The sequence below is a fragment of the Xanthomonas sp. NCPPB 1068 genome, assembly GCF_041479385.2.
Lineage (GTDB): Bacteria > Pseudomonadota > Gammaproteobacteria > Xanthomonadales > Xanthomonadaceae > Xanthomonas > Xanthomonas cannabis.
Genome location: NZ_CM192986.1, coordinates 2737346 through 2756313, shown reverse-complemented (window position 1 = coordinate 2756313; position 18968 = coordinate 2737346). Strand labels below are relative to the sequence as shown.

At 65.9% G+C, this 18968-nt stretch carries 12 protein-coding genes; 5 read left to right on the top strand and 7 right to left on the bottom strand.

Features of this window, described 5'->3' with window-relative positions; all coding sequences use genetic code 11:
- Nucleotides 1–205: 205 nt before the first annotated feature.
- From secD to ACCQ12_RS11710, 4 genes are all read left to right on the top strand, one after another.
- Nucleotides 206–2050: a protein translocase subunit SecD gene (secD, locus tag ACCQ12_RS11725; protein WP_179453949.1), complete on the top strand. Its 1845-nt coding sequence runs from the start codon at nucleotides 206–208 to the stop codon at nucleotides 2048–2050.
- A gap of 113 nt (nucleotides 2051–2163) precedes the next feature.
- A complete protein-coding gene (gene secF / locus ACCQ12_RS11720; protein ID WP_355581503.1) occupies nucleotides 2164–3132 on the top strand; it encodes a protein translocase subunit SecF in 969 nt (322 codons plus the stop codon).
- 848 nt (nucleotides 3133–3980) lie between these two features.
- Entirely contained in the window at nucleotides 3981–4265 is a 285-nt protein-coding gene (locus ACCQ12_RS11715) for a hypothetical protein (RefSeq protein ID WP_184375069.1), read from the top strand.
- Between the two features lie 504 nt (nucleotides 4266–4769).
- Nucleotides 4770–5147 (top strand): hypothetical protein, encoded by a 378-nt coding sequence (locus ACCQ12_RS11710; protein WP_372381776.1) that lies wholly within the window; start codon nucleotides 4770–4772, stop codon nucleotides 5145–5147.
- Between the two features lie 186 nt (nucleotides 5148–5333).
- On the opposite strand, the gene ACCQ12_RS11705 is transcribed toward ACCQ12_RS11710, so the two are convergent.
- From ACCQ12_RS11705 to ptsP, 4 genes are all read right to left on the bottom strand, one after another.
- Nucleotides 5334–6611 carry a carbohydrate porin gene (locus ACCQ12_RS11705; protein ID WP_372381775.1) on the bottom strand — a complete coding sequence of 426 codons (1278 nt, stop codon included), beginning with the start codon at nucleotides 6609–6611 and terminating at the stop codon, nucleotides 5334–5336.
- A 175-nt stretch (nucleotides 6612–6786) separates the two neighbouring features.
- Complete coding sequence (locus tag ACCQ12_RS11700) at nucleotides 6787–8520, bottom strand: PTS fructose transporter subunit IIC (protein ID WP_372381774.1); 1734 nt, start codon at nucleotides 8518–8520, stop codon at nucleotides 6787–6789.
- Between the two features lie 153 nt (nucleotides 8521–8673).
- Nucleotides 8674–9630, bottom strand: coding sequence for a 1-phosphofructokinase (gene pfkB, locus ACCQ12_RS11695; RefSeq protein ID WP_372381773.1), 957 nt, complete (start codon nucleotides 9628–9630; stop codon nucleotides 8674–8676).
- On the bottom strand, nucleotides 9627–12143 hold the full coding sequence (gene ptsP, locus ACCQ12_RS11690) for a phosphoenolpyruvate--protein phosphotransferase (protein ID WP_372381772.1): 2517 nt from the start codon (nucleotides 12141–12143) through the stop codon (nucleotides 9627–9629). The genes pfkB and ptsP overlap by 4 nt, the downstream gene beginning before the upstream one ends.
- Nucleotides 12144–12302: 159 nt before the next feature.
- Here ptsP and ACCQ12_RS11685 point away from each other — a divergent pair, with 159 nt between their 5' ends.
- Nucleotides 12303–13295, top strand: a complete 993-nt coding sequence (locus ACCQ12_RS11685; RefSeq protein WP_372381771.1) for a LacI family DNA-binding transcriptional regulator — start codon at nucleotides 12303–12305, stop codon at nucleotides 13293–13295.
- A gap of 290 nt (nucleotides 13296–13585) precedes the next feature.
- On the opposite strand, the gene ACCQ12_RS11680 is transcribed toward ACCQ12_RS11685, so the two are convergent.
- From ACCQ12_RS11680 to ACCQ12_RS11670, 3 genes are read right to left on the bottom strand one after another with little or no spacing between them, the layout of a single operon-like run.
- Nucleotides 13586–16756: a multidrug efflux RND transporter permease subunit gene (locus ACCQ12_RS11680; protein ID WP_039407364.1), complete on the bottom strand. Its 3171-nt coding sequence runs from the start codon at nucleotides 16754–16756 to the stop codon at nucleotides 13586–13588.
- Nucleotides 16757–16768: 12 nt separating this feature from the next.
- The gene (locus ACCQ12_RS11675) at nucleotides 16769–18085 is read right to left on the bottom strand and encodes an efflux RND transporter periplasmic adaptor subunit (RefSeq protein WP_372381770.1); all 1317 of its coding nucleotides are present in this window, start codon (nucleotides 18083–18085) and stop codon (nucleotides 16769–16771) included.
- Nucleotides 18086–18099: 14 nt separating this feature from the next.
- Nucleotides 18100–18759, bottom strand: coding sequence for a TetR/AcrR family transcriptional regulator (locus tag ACCQ12_RS11670; RefSeq protein WP_372381769.1), 660 nt, complete (start codon nucleotides 18757–18759; stop codon nucleotides 18100–18102).
- Nucleotides 18760–18968 lie beyond the last annotated feature (209 nt).

Below are 18968 nucleotides of genomic sequence, written 5' to 3'. Positions count from 1 at the left end.
CACCGCACTACCTGCAACACCACAGCTGCGCGCACCGTCAGGCGGGCGCAGTCGGTGCACAAAGCTGTTCTGCGCCCCACGGGCATGCCGGCTTCGCGCACTGCTCGCATCCACCGGATGACCGCTCGCGACGCTGTATTGGCCGCTTGAAGTCGTTCTCACTGCTAGGCGCGGCGCCGGGATGGTGCAGCGCGGGACTGTCGCAATGCTCGAATTTCCTCGCTGGAAGTATTTCCTGATCCTGCTGGTGCTGGCGGTCAGCGCGCTGTATGCGCTGCCCAACATCTACCAGAAAGACCCGTCGGTGCAGATCACCGCCAGTCGTGGCGCGCAGCTCGACGACGCGTTGCGCAGCCGCATCGATGCCGAACTCAAGACCGCCGGCATCACCCCCAAGGCGGTGACCAAGGAAGGCGAGAGCCTGATGGTGCGCCTGCCCAACCTGCAGGCGCAGACCCGTGCCAACGACGTGCTGCGCCAGCAACTGGGCGAGAACTACACGGTGGCGCTGAACCTGGCGTCCACCGTGCCGGAGTGGCTGGCCAAGCTGGGCGGCCGCCCGATGGTGCTGGGCCTGGACCTGGTTGGCGGCGTGCACTTCGCCATGCAGGTGGACCAGAAGGCGGCGGTGGAAAAGCGCATCGACGGCTTTGCCGAAGACATCCGCACCACCTTGCGCGACGGCCGCATCGCCTATCGCTCGGTCGAGCGCCGCGGCGACAACAGCATCCAGGTCAGCCTGGGCGAGGGCGCCAGTGCCGATGCCGCACGCGTCGCATTGGCCAAGGCGCAGCCGCTGCTGACCTACGACATCAGCGGGCAGACCATTTCGGTGAAGGTGCCGGAAGCCGAGCTCAAGCAGATCGCCAGTGGCGCGATCGAGCAGAACCTCACCACCTTGCGCAATCGCGTCAATGCGCTGGGCGTGTCCGAGCCCACCATCCAGCGCCAGGGCGATGACCGCATCGTGGTCGAACTGCCCGGCCTGCAGGACACCGCCGAGGCCAAGCGCCTGATCGGTGCCACCGCATCGCTGGAATTCCGCGCGGTGGTCGAAGGCAATGCCGAAGACGCCGTGCGCAGCGGCACCATTCCGCCCGAAGCCAAGGTGTACCGCGTACGCGATACCGGTGCGCCGGTGTTGTTGAACAAGCGCGCGCTGGTGACCGGCGACCAGATGGTCAGCGCGTCGGTCAGCACCGACCAGAACGGCATGCCCGCAGTGGCGGTGACGCTCAACAACGTGGCCGGCCAGCGCATGTTCGACTACACCAGCGCCAACGTCGGCAAGCTGATGTCGGTGGTCTACATCGAGCGCATTCCCACCGTGACCATGGTCGACGGCAAGGAAGTGCGCAGCGTGCGGGTCAAGGAAGAAGCCCTGTCGCCAACCCGCATTGCGGGTGTGTTCGGCAAGAACTTCCAGACCACCGGGCTGGAAAAGACCGAAGCGGAAAACCTGGCCAAGCTGCTGAAATCCGGCTCGCTGGCCGCGCCGATGGACTTCGTCGAGGAATACGTGATCGGCCCCAGCCTGGGTGCGGAGAACGTGGAACGCGGCGTCACCGCGGTGATCTACTCGTTCCTGTTCACGCTGGTGTTCTTCACTGTCTACTACCGCGTGTTTGGCGCGATCACATCGGTGGCGCTGCTGTTCAACCTGCTGATCGTGGTGGCGGTGATGTCGCTGTTCGGCGCCACCATGACGCTGCCGGGCTTTGCCGGTCTGGCCTTGTCGGTCGGCCTGTCGGTGGACGCCAACGTGCTGATCAACGAGCGTATCCGCGAGGAATTGCGCCTGGGCGTGCCGCCCAAGTCGGCGATTGCGGCAGGTTACGAAAAGGCCGGCGGCACCATCCTCGACGCCAACCTCACCGGGTTGATCGTGGCGGTGGCCCTGTACGCATTCGGCACCGGCCCGTTGAAGGGTTTTGCGCTGACCATGATGATCGGTATCTTCGCTTCGATGTTCACCGCGATCACCGTGTCGCGTGCGCTGGCGGTGCTGATCTACGGCAGCCGCAAGAAGCTGAAATCCGTCGCCATCTGAGATGCGAGCCTGGCCCCGGCCCGTGCAGTCCGCTGCGCATAGTCGGGGGATGAATCCCTTCGCAAGCGTCTGCGTCCTGACGATGCAGACGTCTTAAACGGAAGCTCTTTTCCATGAAATTGTTCCCGCTCCATCTCATTCCCAACGACACCAAGATCGACTTCATGCGCCTGCGCAAGCCGGTGCTGATCCTGATGCTGGTGCTGGCGATCGCCTCGGTCGGCATCGTCATCGGCAAGGGTTTCAACTACGCCCTGGAATTTACCGGCGGTACGCTCGTGCAGACCAGCTTCCAGAAGACGGTGGACGTGGACCAGGTGCGCGAGCAGCTGTCCAGTGCCGGCTTCGAGAATGCGCAGGTACAGAACGCGCGCGGCGGCAACGAGGTGATGATCCGCCTGCAGGCCCGCGAGCAGCACAATAACCGCGACGATGCGGCCCGCACGGTCGCCGAAGAAGTGCGCAAGGCAGTGAGCACCGAGCAGAACCCGGCCACCGTGCAGCCGGGCGAGTTCGTCGGCCCGCAGGTCGGCAAGGACCTGGCCTTGAACGGCGTGTACGCCACGGTGTTCATGCTGGTGGGCTTCTTAATCTACATCGCGTTCCGCTTCGAGTGGAAGTTTGCCGTGGTGGCCAGCCTGACCGCATTGTTCGACCTGCTGCTGACGGTGGCCTACGTGTCGCTGACCGGCCGCGAGTTCGACCTGACCGTGCTGGCCGGCCTGCTGTCGGTGATGGGCTTTGCCATCAACGACATCATCGTGGTGTTCGACCGCGTGCGCGAGAACTTCCGCGCCCTGCGCGTGGAGCCGCTGGAAGTGCTCAATCGCTCGATCAACCAGACGCTGTCGCGCACGGTGATCACCGCGGTGATGTTCTTCCTGTCGGCGATGGCGTTGTACATTTACGGCGGCGAGTCGATGGAAGGCCTGGCCGAGACGCACATGATCGGCGCAGTGATCGTGGTGATCTCCTCGGTGATCGTGGCCGTACCGATGCTGAGCATTGGCCCGTTCGCGGTGACCAAGCAGGACCTGCTGCCCAAGGCCAAGGACGTGGAGGCGCTGGCGCGTCGTCCTTGATCGGTTGGCAAAAAGTCTGACGAAAAAACCGCGCATTGCGCGGTTTTTTCGTTTCTGGTGTTGGACGTCTTGCATGCACGGTTGTGCACTGTGACGCCACTACTCGGGATTTTGAACCTGGCCCATCTGCGCCGGATGGCACTTGCCGCCGGCCAGGATGGAGCGCCGTATCCAACTCAGAGATGCCTGCTCGGTACGCAGGCTGTAGCGCCGTATCCGCAGGCGGTCGCGCGCCTGATCGAGTAGCCGGAGCGGTAGATGTTCTGTTCCGCCACTGTTTTTGGGGTGTATCTCATACGCCTGCGTCCTTGCTGGATAACACTGAAAGCATCCGCATGGTCGCGACCGCTTGCTATCGTACTATCCCGCGACCCCGGCTAGGATTTCCCCCGTTCACAAAGCGCCAGCGATCGAAGATACTCCGTGCAACACCGCATTTCGGCGGTCCAATAGTTGTTAGCACTCATGGTCACGGTTCTATTGTCCAAAGCGTTCTACTTCACCTTGGCAGACGGCGACGAGGTCTGGCCGTGCACAGTCGACGGAACGTTTCGACTAAGTTCCGGCGGCAGCGAACACAATGTTCGTGGAGCTGGGGAGTTGGACGTTTCAGAACTCGAAATGATTCAGGGGGTCCTCAATGAGGGCAAGGCGTCTCGCTTTCGCTCCAAAGGCAATGGAGCTCGCAGCAGAAGCGCTAATCATTTTTCTGTTGAAAGTCCAAGCGTCAGAGCGGTGCATGTCAACGTTGGCGGCACATTCGTAAAGTTGAGATGAGCGCTAACTATTCGTCCAATCCGACACCGCTTTGCGGTGCGGCTTAACTCAGGTGTTAGACCGCACAACACATGACTGAGACTGAGCCAATGTTGGTCAATTGCGGGCCGCACGGCGAGCGCATTTCCGCCGTCGTCTGTCAGCACTTGTTGCAAGCTACGCCCGCTCCAGCTGGCTTCATCGAGAACAGTGATGATCCGAATGATCTACAAGCTTGGTGCTATCTCTGCGAGGAGACGTTTCAGCGGGAGGGAGACATGACAGATGCGTTCCTGGAGTTCAATGGCATGGCCGTCGTTTGCGTCGTCTGCTATAGCGAGGCCAACACCCGTCACACGATCGCAGTGAGTCAGTAGCTATGAATCATTGCGTGCGGTCTAACAATTCATTCAAGCCGAACACGCTTCGTGTGCCTGCTTGATTCAGGCGTTAGACCTTGCCGGCCATGAAGATTACCATCAGAAAACTAGAAGCCGAGCTCTGCCTGATAATTTTCCTACTTGTCTTAGCATTCGTTGTCGGTCCCATGTCTTTCTGGACAGTGTTACGCCCAGACTCCGAGTCACTTGCGTCGTGGTTCCAGCGTAGCGGTGCAATTACTTCTATCTTCTCTGCACTTGCACAATTTCGCATCACTGGATTTTTGGAGTCAATTCGCGGAGGTACTTTTGCGGAGTCGTTGTCGCTCTTCTATATGTTCAAGACTCACCATCATGTTCTGTCGTGGGCAGTTGCCATCATGGCAATTTGGGGCGCCCTCGTCTGGGGTTACGGTGATCTACTCATCCAGAGTGTCTAGCAGTTCATTCAAGCCGAAGTCGCTCCGCGGCTTGGCTTAATTCAGGTGTTGAGCAGCACAAATGACCGAATCTTGTGCAGTGTTTATTCAGACGGGCAGGGCGACGCTGGAAGTCGCAGCAAAGTCGTTGGAAGGCTATGGGCTGACCATAGAGAGGGTGAAGGAGCGCCTCGTCGTTTCTCGTCCCGGCAGTCCTTCATACGTCATTCGTCTCGTGAACGAGCCCCATGTCATACAAAAGGCAGCAGAGATCGGCGCAGGAACTGAGCACGAGGCTGAAATGGCTGTCTGCGGCGAGCGCTTCGAAATCGAGATCGAAGATCTGGCGGAGGCACTGGATGAGATCAACACCCTGATAGAAGTTCAAGGGGCCTTACAAGACTGCTCTGGCGGTTACCTTTTTGTCCCTTGGAATGGCAGTCTGTCAAAGGCTTGGTAGGCAAGCAGTGCTGCTCAACCCTTCATTGCAACGGACCTGCGCCACCTTCGCTGGCTGGTCCGCTCAATTCAAGCGTTAGACAGTGGCGGGTCATTACACAAATGCAACCCACCCACCACCCACTTCAGGCAGTGGTGCCCGCCAAGCATGCGAGCAATGTGCGCGGCTTCTCTACGGGTCTACAGCTCACAAATTCCAATCGATCCGCATGCCCGCAATCAGCGCGTTCTCCAGATCGTTGGTGCGGGTGGGTTCGTTGAACTGGTCGGGGTTGATCACGTAGTGCAGGTTGGGGGCGATGCGCAGGCGCTTGGTGACCTGGATGCCGTAGCTGAGCTCCATCATGATCTGGTTGTCGGCCGGTGTGCCGGTGCCGCCGGCGGAGGCGCGCGCCAGGCGCAGGTTTTCCAGGGCCTCATCGCTGTACTTCTGCTGGGTGATCACGAACGCGATGTTGTCCTGCGGGCGGCTGGCGAATGTGCCTTTCTGCACCAGGCCCAGTTGCACGAAGTGGTCTTCGATGGCCTGGCCGCCGGTGCTCTTGAGGACGGCGGCAAAGACGGTCAGGCCCTGGGTGCCGGACGGGTCCGGGTTGGTGACCTGTTGTTCGAAACGGCCGAACAGGCCCGAGCGGCCTTGCTTGTTTTCATAGTCCAGGCCGCTGAGCACGGCGGGGTTGCCGTTGCGGTCGCGCAGCGGGTCGGTGTAGTCGGAGTTGTCCTGCCAGCCGCCCAGTTCGTACATCGCCGCCAGCGTGCCGTCGCCGCCCTTGTTCTTGTAGCCGATGGCGTAGGGCACCACCACGCCGGTGGTGTCGTCAGTGCTCCACTTCAGGCCGTGCTGGCCGTCCTGCGCCTGCACCGGGTTCACCTCGTAGGCGCCCACATGCACATAGACCTTGGGCGTGACCCAGGCGGTGGCGTGCGCGGCCCAGCTGGAGACCGGCCAGTAGGTGAAGTTGCTGGTGCGGAACACGAAGGTGGGGTTGCCGCAGGCCGAGTTGCCCTGGAAGTACTGGCACAGGTCCGAGCCGAGGAAGTGGATGTTGGCGACGCTGCGGCCGGCTTCCAGTTCCAGGCGGTCGTTGAAGAGTTTTTGCAGCAGGGTGAAGTTGGCCAGGCGCGTGCCCTGGCCGCCGTAGATTTCCTGCACCGAGGTGCTGTTGCCGATGCTGCTGTTGGACAGGTTGGTGCCGTGGCGGTTGGTCACGTACAGCTTGACCGTGGCGCCATTCCAGCCGAACAGGCGGCCCATGTCGACATCGGTGCCGACCATCAGCTGGCCGGCGTAGGCGTCGCCGTTCTTGCGGCCGCCGTCGATCATCGAGGCGGCTTCGCCGGTGTAGCCCAGCTTGAGCTTGAAGGCATCGGCGGCCTCCTGTGAGTGGGCCAAGGGGGCCAGCGTCATGGCAAGCGACAGGCACAGCAGACGATGGGAAGCGCGGTGGGAGAGCAGGGCGGACATGGCAGGACTCCGAACAAAGAGGGCGTGGCCAAAGGTGGCGAACGCGACAGCAAGGGCATGGGCAAGCCGTTGGCGGCGCGCGATCACTACGCGGCGCGGCGGTAACAGCAAGCAGGAGTGACGCGCGTCCGGCGCGTCGGATGCGGCGGCAGATGCCTGCTGCCGCGGGTTTGGCTCAGGCGACGACGTCGTCCACCGGTTGCTTGAGCACGCGAAGGGCGATGGCAGTGACCACCACGCCGGCCAGCAAGGCCAGCACATACATCGCCAGATGGGTCACGGCATTGGGGATCAGCAGCACGAAGATGCCGCCGTGCGGGGCCTTCAGTTCGGCACCGACCGACATCGAGATCGCGCCGGCCACCGCCGAGCCGATCACCAGCGCCGGGATGGTGCGCAACGGGTCGCGCGCGGCATACGGAATCGCGCCTTCGGTGACGAAGGCCAGGCCGAGCACGCCGGCGGCGGTGGCCGAGCCGCGTTCTTCCACGGTGAAGCGGTTGCGGAACACCCAGGTGGCCAGCGCGATACCCAGCGGCGGGGTCATGCCGGCCACCATGGCGGCGGCCATCGGGGTGTAGACCTGGCTGGCGATCAGGCCAGTGGAGAATGCGTAAGCAGCCTTGTTGACCGGCCCGCCCATGTCGAAGGCCATCATGCCGCCGAGCAACAGGCCCAGCAGCAGCGCGCTGCTGCCCTGCATGCCGCGCAGCCAGGCAGTGAGCCAGGCCAGCAGGTCGGCCACCGGTTGGCCGAACACGTACATCATCGCCAGCCCGACCAGCAGGGTGCCCAGCACCGGCAGGATCAGCACCGGCTTGAGCCCTTCCAGATTGCGCGGCAGCTTGATGTAGCGGTTGAGCGCGGCCACGCCGTAGCCGGCGATGAAGCCGGCGATGATCCCGCCGAGGAAACCGGCATTGAGGTTGGCGGCCACCAGGCCGCCGATCATGCCGGGCGCGATGCCGGGGCGGTCGGCGATGGAGTAGGCGATATAGCCGGCCAGCGCGGGCACCATCAGGGTGAAGCCGGCCTTGGCGCCGATCTGGAACAGCGACCAGGCCAACGTGCCCTGGTGCGCGTCGTCGCCGGCGTAGATGCCGCCGAGTGCAAATGCCAGCGCGATCAACAGGCCGCCGGCAGTGACGAATGGCAGCATGAATGACACGCCGGTCATCAGGTGCTTGTAGGCGCCGGTGCGGCCGTTGCCCTTGCTCGCGGTGGCGCTGGTGGCGGTGCCGATGGCAGGTGTCGTGCCGCCGTGCACGCTGGCTTCGGCCAGTGCTTTGTTGATCAGCGCCGGGCCGTCGTTGATCGCCGGCTTGGTGCCGCTCTTGAACAAGCGCTTGCCGCCGAAGCGGGCCAGATCCACTTCGCGGTCGGCGGCGATGATGACCACATCGGCCGCGCGGATTTCGGCGTCGGTGAGCGCGTCCTGCGCGCCGACCGAGCCTTGGGTTTCCACGCGCATCTGGTAGCCGAGCTTCTTGGCAGCCTGCTGCAGGCCTTCGGCGGCCATGAAGGTGTGCGCGATGCCGGTGGGGCAGGAGGTGATGGCCACGATGCGCTTGCTGCCGGTGCCGGCGGCTGCCAACCCGGTGGCCGAGGCGGGCGCGGCCAATTGACCGACCGCCGCGGCCGGGTCGTCCAGCACGGCACCCAGGCTCAGCTGCAGCAGCTGTGCGTCGCCGAAGCGCGCGGTGTCGGCATCGGCATCGCCGACCACCAGCACCTGGGTGGCCCCGCTGGCCAGCTCGCTCGGCAAGGCGCCGAGCACACCCTGGTCGCTGCGGATCTCGATCGTCACGCTGCGCCCGGCGGCGGCGGCCGCACGGCGCAGCGCTTCGGCCGCCAGGACGGCTTCGGTACTGCGTTCGCCGGCGGCGATGACCACGATGGAAGAGGACATGGCAAGACTCCTGCTGTATTGCGGTCGCCGGTATGGCCGGCGGGGGAATTCGATGGGGTTAGGCGTGCGTGCGACGCGTGCCGGGCGTGCCATTGGTCGCGGTGCGCCGTGCGCGTGGCGACCTGCGGTCGGGCCGCACCTGCAGGGACCGGCTCACGACACGGTCTCGATCACGACCTCGGCGGCGGCACGCCGCACGCCGTCGGCGGTGAGTCGGCGTGCGTCGCCGCTTTCCAGCCGGCACATCGAAAACGCCGTGGCCAGCCGCGCGCACTGCGCCAGGTCGGTGGCGGCATCCAGCAGCGCTGCCGCCAGCCCGGCCACCATCGCATCGCCGGCACCGACGCTACTGCCCTGCGCCAGGCGAGGGGGGCGCGCGATCAGGCGCTGGTCGCGCTGCACGAACAGGGCGCCGTCGGTGCCCATCGAAATGACCACCAGCTGGATGCCACGCGCGAGCAGTTCGTGCGCGGCGGCGCCAAGCGCGGCGCGGTCGGTCAACGGCCGGCCGGTCCAGGCTTCCAGTTCGTGCCGGTTGGGCTTGACCGCATACGGCAGTGCGTCGCGTGTGGCATCCAGCGCGGCCACCAGCGGCGCACCGCTGGTATCGAGCAACACCCGCGCGCCGGCCGCGCTGGCCTGGGCCTGCAATCGCGCCCAGCTGTCGGCCGGCAGGCCGGCCGGCAGGCTGCCGGACAGCACCACCGGCAGGCCGGGGCGCAGCAGCGGTGCAAGCTGATCGGCCACGCCTTGCAGGTGCGCGCCGCTCAACTGCAGGCCGGGCAGGTTGATGTCGGTGGTGTCGTTGCTGCGCGCTTCCACCAGCTTGAGATTGGTGCGCGTTTCGCCGGACACGCGCTGGCAGTGATCGACGATGCCGCGCTCGCGGAACAGCGCTTCGAACACGCCGGCATTGCCGCCGCCGAGCACGCCGAGCGCGGCGACCTGGCACCCCCAGTCGGCCAGGCAGGCAGCGACATTGATGCCCTTGCCACCGGCATCGTTGCGCACGCTGCTGGCGCGATGCACGGCACCGGGTTGCAGGCTGTCGAGCTGGATGGTTTGGTCGATCGCCGGGTTCAGCGTGACCGTGATGGCCTGCAGGCTCATGCCGCGTCCTCGCGCTTGGCTTCCAATGCGCGCACCTGTTCGGCGGTTTCGCAGTCCAGCGCCTGCTCGGCCAGCTGCTGCAGCTGGTGCATCGAGGCACCACGCAGGCGCGCCTTCACCGCCGGGATATCGTTGGGCGTCATCGACAACTCCTGCACGCCCAGGCCAGCCAGCAGGCTGGCGCCGAACGCATCGCCGGCTAAGCCGCCGCATACGCCGACCCAGCGGCCGTGTTTGCGTGCGCCTTCAATGGTGCTGCGGATCATGCGCAGCACTGCTGGGTGCAGGCTGTCGGCCTCGGCGGCCAGTTCCGGGTTCTGGCGGTCGATCGCCAGCACGTACTGGGTGAGGTCGTTGGTGCCGATCGAGAAGAAGTCTGCATGGCGCGCCAGCACGTCGGCCTGGGCGGCGGCGGCCGGCACTTCGATCATGATGCCGATCGGCACCTCCGGCGCGTCGAGCTCGGCGCGGAGGCGTGCGCAGATGTCGCGCAGGGCGATCAGCTCCGGCACCGAGGTGATCATCGGGAACATGATCGACAGCCGCGCCCCGTCCTTGGACGCGCGATACAACGCACGCAGCTGCGGTTCCAGCAGGTCCGGGCGGCGCAGCAACAGGCGCGCACCACGCACGCCCAGGAACGGGTTTTCTTCGTGCGGCAGTTCCAGATGTGCCACCTGCTTGTCGCCGCCGATATCCAGCGCACGCACGATCAACGGGCGGCCGTCCAATGCCTGTGCCATCGCCAGGTAGGTGGCGTGCTGTTCGTCTTCGCTGGGCGTACGGCCGCTTTCCAGGAACAGGAATTCGGTACGCATCAGGCCCACGCCTTCGGCGCCCTGGGTCAGTGCCATCGCCACCTGGTCGGGCAGGTTGACGTTGGCGCCGATGTCGATGTGGTGGCCATCGGTGGTTGCGGCCGGCAATGCGCGCTGCGCGGCTTCGCGCTCGCGGATGGCCTGCTGCTCGGCGATATGCGTGCGCGCCGCGTCCAGATCCAGCTCGGAGGGGTTGAGGTACAGGCGCCCGCTGCTGCCGTCGATGATGGCGGTGACGCCGTCTTCGATATCCAGCAACTGGCCGCCGGCAGCGACCAGCGCCGGCAGGCCCAGGGTGCGCGACAGGATCGCGGTATGCGAGGTCGGCCCGCCCTGCGCGGTGGCCAGGCCAAACACGCGGGCGGTATCCAGATTGGCGGTGTCCGAGGGCGACAGGTCGCTGGCCAGCAGGATGCATGGCTGCTCGGGCAGGTCGGTCAGCCCGGCGCCGGCAGCGGCCGGGTCGAGCTGGGCCAGCACGCGGCGGCCGACATCGCGCAGGTCGGCCGCGCGGCCGGCCAGCACCGGGTTGCCCAGCGCGGCCAGGCCGGAGGCCATCTGTTCGACCGCCTGATGCCACGACCACGCCACGCCGTGGCCTTCGACCATCAGCTGGCAGGTGCGGGTGATCAGGTCGGTGTCGTTGAGCAGTTCGGCTTGGGCCTTGAAGATGGCCGCGTCCGAAGCGCCAAGGCGGCGCTGGGTGTCGTCCTGGATGGCCGCCAGTTGCTGGCGGGTGCGGGTCAGCGCGTCGTGCAGCAATGCGCCGCCATCCCCCAGGCCCACCGGTTGATCGGCCACTTCGGTCTGCGCGGCGCGCAGGCGGTGCACGATGCCGATCGCCACGCCCGGGCTGGCGCCGATACCGACGATGGCCGGCTGCGCCTGTGGCGGGGTCCAGCCGACCACCGGGGCGGCGCGGCGCTGCGCGGCACGCTCAGCATCGGCCTTTTCCTGCGCGGTCAGGCTGTCCATCACGGCACGCAGGCGCTTGAGCAGGGCGGGTGCATCAGCGCCTTCGGCCGAAACGGTGATGCTGTCGCCGGCACGCAGGCCCAGCTGCAACAGGCCGACCAGGCTCTTGGCATCGGCGGCCTGTTCGCCGGCACGCACCTGCGCCCGCGCGGAGAAGCCGCGGGCGGTCTCGGCCCAGCGCGTGGCCGGGCGGGCGTGCAGGCCGCTGGGATACGCAATCGTCCACTCGAAGCGTTCGGCCAGGTCGGTGGCCGGCGCGGCGCTGGCGTCCGGCGCGCGGTCGCCGGTGAGCGCGGCCACGATGACGGCGGGGTCGTCGGTGCTGAACAGCGCTTCCAGCTGGGCCGGGTCCTGGATCAGCCGGGTCAGGCGGCGCAGCAGGGTGATGTGGGTGTCGGACTGGGCAGCAATGCCGACCACCAGGCGGGTGGTCTGGCCGGGGTTCCACTCCACGCCGTCGCGCAGCTGCAGGACGGCGATGCCGTCGCGGCGCACCAGATGGCGGTCTTCGCCCACCCCATGCGGGATTGCCAGGCCGTGGCCCAGGAACGTGTTCGCCAGGCCTTCGCGGCGCCGCATGCTGGCGTCGTAGCCGGGCGCCACGCAGCCGGCGGCCACCAGCAACTGCGCGGCCTGGGCAATGGCATCGTCCTTGTCGCGGGCCTGCGCATGCAGACGGATGAGCTCGGGAGTCACGGGGGCAGGCGACGGAGAGGACAAGGCGGGCTCCGATTGGGATCAGGCTGGGAAGTATAGTGGGAACGTTCCCACGTTTCAGGTCAATGTGCGGTGCACAAAATCCTTGTAGTGCTTTCGGGTTAGGATCAGAGGCGACACCGCACCTGGGTTAGGTGCGCAAATGGAGCGGGAACGGTCCCAGTGAGTATCAGCATCAATGACGTGGCCCGCGTGGCCGGTGTGTCCAAGTCCACGGTCTCGCGCGCCCTGGGTACCGGGCCGGTGAGCGAGGAGGTGCGGGCCAAGGTCGAGGCCGCCGTCCGCCAGACCGGCTATCGCCCCAACCTGATGGCGCGACGGCTGCGCTCCCAGCAGTCCGGCATCCTGGGCGTGATCGTGGCCGACATCCGCAACCCGTACTTCACTGCGCTGATCCGCTCGGTGGAAGAGGTCGCTTACCGTGCCGGTATGCGCGTGACCCTGTGCAATACCGATGAAGATCCCGAGCGCGAGGCGCTGTATCTGGAGCTGATGCAGGAAGAGCGCATCACCGGGCTGATCTTCGCCCCGACCAGGGTCACCGTGGGGCGCATGCACGAACTGGCCCTGGATTACCCCACCGTGCTGGTCGACCGTGCCGGCCCCGGCAGCCGCTACGACAGCGTGGTGCTGGACAACGCCGCGGCCATGGGCGAGCTGGTGGCGCATCTGCAGGGGCAGGGCTACCAGCGCATCGGCGGGTTGTTCGGCAGCACCAGTACCACGGCGGCCGAGCGCCGCGACGGTTACCTGGCCGCGATGCGCGCGCAGGGCCTGAGCCCGGATTATCGCGAAGTGGCGCCCACCGCCGAGGCGGCCATTGCCGAGCTGGAGCGGTGGCTGGCCAACGATGACCGCCCCGAAGCGATTGTCACCAGTAACAGCCTGCTGTTGATGGGTGCGCTGAAGGCCGCCCGCACGGCCGGCCTGCGCCTGCCGCACGATCTGGCCCTGGCCGGGTTCGACAACGAGCGCTGGACCGACCTGGTCGAACCGGGCATCACCGTGGTCGAACAGCCGGTCGAAGACATGGGCCGCGCGGCGATGTCGCTGCTGCTCGAGCGGCTGAGCAACCCGCAATTGCCGATCCGCCGCATGGTCATGACCGGGCGTTGCGTGGTGCGCGGCTCCACCGGCGTGCGCCCGCGCACCTAGCCGCCGTCGTCGTAGGAGCGCACCCGGGCGCGACCGGCGTTACCGGTACAGCCCATCGCGCCCGGGTGCGCTCCTACAACGGCGTGGCGGGTATTGCGGATCGCGCAGTGCGGCCTTGCCCGAGCACGGCATGTCACCAATCCCCCCATCGTAGAAGCGCACCCGGGCGCGACGGGCGTTACCGGGCATGCCCGTCGCGCCCGGGTGCGCTCCTACGGGACATCACTGTTGCGCAGGCCAAAAAAAGCCCCGGCATTGCCGGGGCTTTTCGTTCTACGCCCTGTCCGGGATCAACGATCCGGGCGATGCGTGCCTGAGTCGTTCTGTGCGACCAGATATTCCTTGGACTGCTCGTCCAGCTTGTCGCCCAGCATGCGGCGTACCACCACGAAGAACAGCGGGATGAAGATCACGCCGAGCACGGTGGCGAACACCATGCCGCCGATCACGCCGGTACCGATGGAGTGACGCGAGTTGGCGCCGGCACCGGTGGAAATGGCCAGCGGCAGCACACCCAGGATGAACGCGAACGAGGTCATCAGGATCGGGCGGAAACGCAGATGCGCCGCTTCCAGGGTTGCCTCGCGCAGGGTCTTGCCCGCCGCGCGCTGCTCCACCGCAAATTCCACGATCAGGATCGCGTTCTTCGCGGCCAGACCAATGACCGTGATCATGCCGATCTTGAAGTACAGGTCGTTCGGCAGACCGCGCAGCATCGAGAACACGATCGCACCCAGCACGCCGATCGGCACCACCATCAGCACCGCCACCGGAATCGACCAGCTCTCGTAGAGTGCGGCCAGGCACAGAAACACCACCACCACCGACAACGCCAGCAGCAGCGTCGCCGCATTACCGGCAATGATTTCCTGGTACGACATGCCGCTCCAGTCGAAACCGAAGCCCGGTGGCAGGTCGTTGTTGACGATCTCTTCCATCGCCGTCATCGCCTGACCGGAGCTGCCGCCGGGCGCCGGGTTGCCGACGATGTTGACCGCCGAATACCCGTTGTAGCGGTTCAATGCCGGCGAGGCGTAGGTCCATTCGGCCTTGACCACATTGCTCAGCGGAATCATCCCGGGTTGGCCATCGGCGCCTACCGCGGTCGTGCTCGGGCTGAAGAAGTTGCGCAACGACTCGGGGCCGGTGCGGAACTGGTCGTCGGAGCGGATGTTGACGCGCTTGATGCGGCCTTCGGAGAAGTAGTCGTTGACATACACCGGTGCCAGCATCAGCTGGATCGAGTTGTAGATGTCGCTGACATCCAGCCCCATCGACTGCGCCTGCACGCGGTCCACGTGCAACTGCAGCTGCGGCGCGTTTTCCAGCCCGTTCGGGCGCACGCCCACCATGGTGTCGGCCTTCTCGGCGGCCTTGCCCAGCACGATGTTGCGCGCCTGGGTCAAGGCCTCCTGGCCGGCACCGGCGCGGTCCTGCAACCACATGTCGAAGCCGCCGAACTGGCCCAGGCCCTGCACGGTGGGCAGGTTGACCACGAAGATCTGCGCGCCCTTGATGCCGTAGAAGGCGCCGTTGAGCTGCTGGATCAACTGCTCGGCAGTGACGTCACGCTCTTCCCACGGCTTGAGCCGGATGAAGCCCATGCCCACGTTTTCGCCCGAACCCAGGAAGCTGAAACCGGCGATCTGCAGCATGCCTTCCACGGCCGGCTGCTTCTCCAGCACCGCACGCATCTGCGCGAAGGCTTCGTTGGTACGGATCTTGGTTGCGCCCGGCGGCAGCTGCACGATCGCCACCGCAAAGCCCTGGTCTTCTTCGGGCAGGAAGCTGCTCGGCATGCGCGTGAACAGGAAGCCGCACAGCACCACCAGCACCACGAACACGATCATCCACGGCGGCGAGCGCTTCAAGGTGTGGCCGACCACGCCGACATAGCGATGCGCCAGCTTGTCGTAGTACTTGTCGAAGGTGCGGTAGACCCAGTTCTTCTTGTCCGAATGGGTGGCCTTGAGGAAGCTGGCGCACAACGCCGGGGTAAAGGTCAGCGCCAGGAACGCGGAGAAGCCCATCGACATGGCGATGGTCAGCGCGAACTGCTTGTAGATCGCACCGGACGCACCGGGCTGCAGCGAGGAGGGGATGAACACCGCCGCCAGCACCACGGTGATGGCCACCACCGCGCCGGTGATCTGGGTCATCGCCTTCTGCGTGGCTGCCTTAGGCTCCAGATGCTCCTCGCTCATGATGCGTTCGACGTTCTCGATCACCACGATCGCGTCATCGACCACGATGCCGATCGCCAGCACCATCGCAAACAGCGTCAGCTGGTTGATGGTGAAGCCGATGGCGTACATGCCGAAGAAGGTGCCCAGCAGCGCGACCGGAATCACCAGGGTCGGGATGACCGTGGCGCGGAAGTTCTGCAGGAACAGCAGCATCACCAGAAACACCAGCACGATGGCTTCGGCCAGCGTGTGGACCACTTCCTCGATGGAGATGCGCACGAAGGTGGTCGACTCGTACGGCGCAAACCAGCTCACGCCCTGCGGGAAGGTGGGCTGCAGTTCGTCGAGCTTGGCACCGACCGCCTCGGACACGTTCAGCGCATTGGCGCCCGGCAACAGCTGGATGCCGAACGCACCGGTGGGCTTGCCGTTGTACTGGGTGTCGAAGCCGTAGTTGCTGGGGCCGACCGAGACGCGTGCGACGTCCTTCAGGCGCACGGTGGCGCCATTGTTGTCGGTGCGCAGGATGATGTTCTCGAACTCTTCCGGCGAGCTGAAACGCCCCTCCGCCGACACCGTGGCCGTGAAGCTGATGCCTTGCGGGGTCGGGTCGGCGCCGACCGAACCGGCGGCGAACTGCACGTTCTGGTTGCGTACCGCGGTCAGCACCTGGGTGGCCGACAGGTTGTAGCCCTGCAGCTTCTCCGGGTTCAACCAGATGTTCATCGCGTACTCGGCGCCGAACTGGTTGGTGCTGCCGACGCCGGGTACACGCGAGATCTGCTCGAGCACGCGCGAACCGACGATGTCGTTGAGCGCGTCGCGGTCGATCGACGGGTTGTCCGAGCGCAGTGCCGCCACCATCAGGAAGCCGGCGTTGGCCTTGGCCACCACCACACCCTGCTGGGTGACTTCCGATGGCAGGCGCGGCGTGGCCAGCGACACCTTGTTCTGCACCTGCACCTGCGCGATATCCGCGTCGGTGCCGGTTTCGAAGGTCAGCGTGATGGTGACGCGGCCGTTGGACGCCGACGACGAGTTGAAATAGAGCAGGTGGTCGATACCGGTGAGCTGCTGCTCGATGACCTGGGTGACCGCCTTTTCGGCGGTGTCGGCGCTGGCGCCGGGGAAGTTGGCGGTGACGGTGACCTGCGGCGGGGCAATCGTGGGGTACGACTCGATACCCAGATTGAGGATCGAGATCACGCCGGCAAGCGAGATCAGGATCGCCACCACCCAGGCAAAGATCGGGTGTTCGATAAAAAACTTAGGCATGTCCGGGTTCCGTCACTGCTGCTTGGACTGGGAGTCGGCCGGCTGCGCGGCCGCGTCCTGCTTGGGCTGCTCCTGCGCCGCCGGTGCCGCGGCATCGGCCGCGTCGGCGGCCGGTGCGGCCTGCGTATTGCCGGCCTGGCCTGCGGCGGGTGCCGCGCCGGGAGCGCCCGGCTGACCGGGCTGGCCGCCTGCGGCCGGCTTGTTCGGGTCCCACCGCACGCCCTTGGCCGGCTGCCCTTCCTTGGCCTTCTGCACGCCATCGACGATGACCTGGTCGCCCGGTGCCACGCCGCCGGTCACGATCCACTGGCCCTGCTGCTGGCCGTCCACGGTAAGGTTCTTGCGCACCACCTTGCCGTCCTTGCCCAGCACCAGCGCATACGCGCCGGTCGCATCGCGCTGCAGCGCCTGTTGCGGCACCAGATAGGCGTTGTTGCGCTGGCCAAGGCTGGCCTTGAAGGTGACGAAGGCACCCGGCAGCAGCGACAGTTCCGGGTTGGGCAGGGTGGCACGCAGCGACACCGCACCGGTGCTCGGGTCCACCGTCACCGCCGACACGTCCAGCGTGCCGGGGTGCTGGTATTGGGTGCCGTTGCCCAGTTCCACGTTGATGGTGGACTTGCCGTCGCCGCTGAGCTGCACGTTGCCGCTGCTCTGGGCCTGGCGCAGCGAAGCCAGTTCTTCGCTGCTCATTGCGAAGTTCACGTACAGCGGGTCGATCTGGTCGACCGTGGTCAGCAAGGTGGCTTCGCCTGCGCCGACCAGGGCGCCTTCGGTCACCCGCTGGATGCCGGCGCGGCCGGTGATCGGCGAGGTGACGCTGGCGAAGCCCAGCTGGATCCGGGCGGCCTCGACCGCGCCGCGCGCCTGCTGCACGTTGGCGCCGGAGGAGCGCTCGGTGGCTTCGGCGTTATCGATGTCCGCGCGCGAGACGTACTGCTGCGGCGCCAGGCTGCGCGCGCGCTTGGCGGCGATCTGGGCATTGGCATAGGTCGCTTCGGCCGCGGCCAGCTGGCCCTGGGCCTGCAGCAGGGTGGCCCGCAGCGGCATCGGGTCGATCTCAAACAGCGGCTGGCCTTCCTTGACGTCGGTGCCTTCGGTGTACAGGCGCTTGAGCAACACCCCATCCACTCGGGCGCGCACGTCGGCCGAGCGGAACGCCGACAGGCGGCCCACCAGGTCGCGTTCCAGCGGCAGCGTCTGCGGCTTCATTTCCAGCACCGACACTTCCGGCGGCGGCGGCGCCTGCTGCTGTTCGGGCTTGCTGCAGGCAGCGAGCGCCGCGGTGATGGCCAAGGCCAGGCCGAAGGTGCGGAGCGGGGCAATCATCAGGAGGAACTCCGTTAGGGTCTTGAAGTGAGAAAAGAAAGCGGGGCCGGCGCAGGCGCGGCATGTGCAGCGGTAAACGCCCGCAAAAAGGTGTCGACGGCGAACTGCGCCCATTGCTGCCTGGCGGGCAGGCCGGCGCGATGGGGAACCTGAAACCGTTGGCGATCGAAATCCAGCCCCACGATCATGCTCAGCAGCAGCTCGGCCATGAAGTGCGGATCGTCATGGCGCAGCTGGCCGGCCGCCATCGCCTGTTCGAAGCGATGCGCCAGACGTCGCTGCATGCCGACCACGCCTTCGTGGAAAATTTGCCGGGACTGATCCGGGAACCGATGCGACTCGGCTTCAACCAGACGACAGGTCTGTAGCACATCCGGGCTGTTCAGACGGTCAAGATGGGCCAGCGCAAAGGCCAGCAGGTCCTCGCGCAGATCGCCGGAGACCGCGTCCAGCGGCACCGTGGCCAGGTGCACGTGGTCCTGCAGCACATCGCGCAGCAGGTTCTCCTTGCAGCCGTAGTGACTGTAGAGCGTCTGCTTGGAACAGCCGGCGCGCTCGGCCACCGCGTCCATGCTCAGCCGCATTCCGCGTTCGGCAAGCAAGGTATGCACGGCAGCATGGATGCGGCGATCGCAGTCCGAACGCCGGGCAGCACGGGGGGGACGAGGGGTCATGGCGGTAGACTATACCGTCCAGTTTAGTTTTTAAACAGCCTTGACGTAGGCCGTCCGGTCTGCACAACGCCTTGTGTGCCAAGCGTCGCGCCGGACTTTGCCGGATCTGGCGATCGGCGGCGGCGCCCAGCCGGGCAGCGGCGGGAAACTTCAGACCCATACGGCTTTTGCACCCCCGCGATGCCTGCCGGGCGCTGAGCATTTGCGCT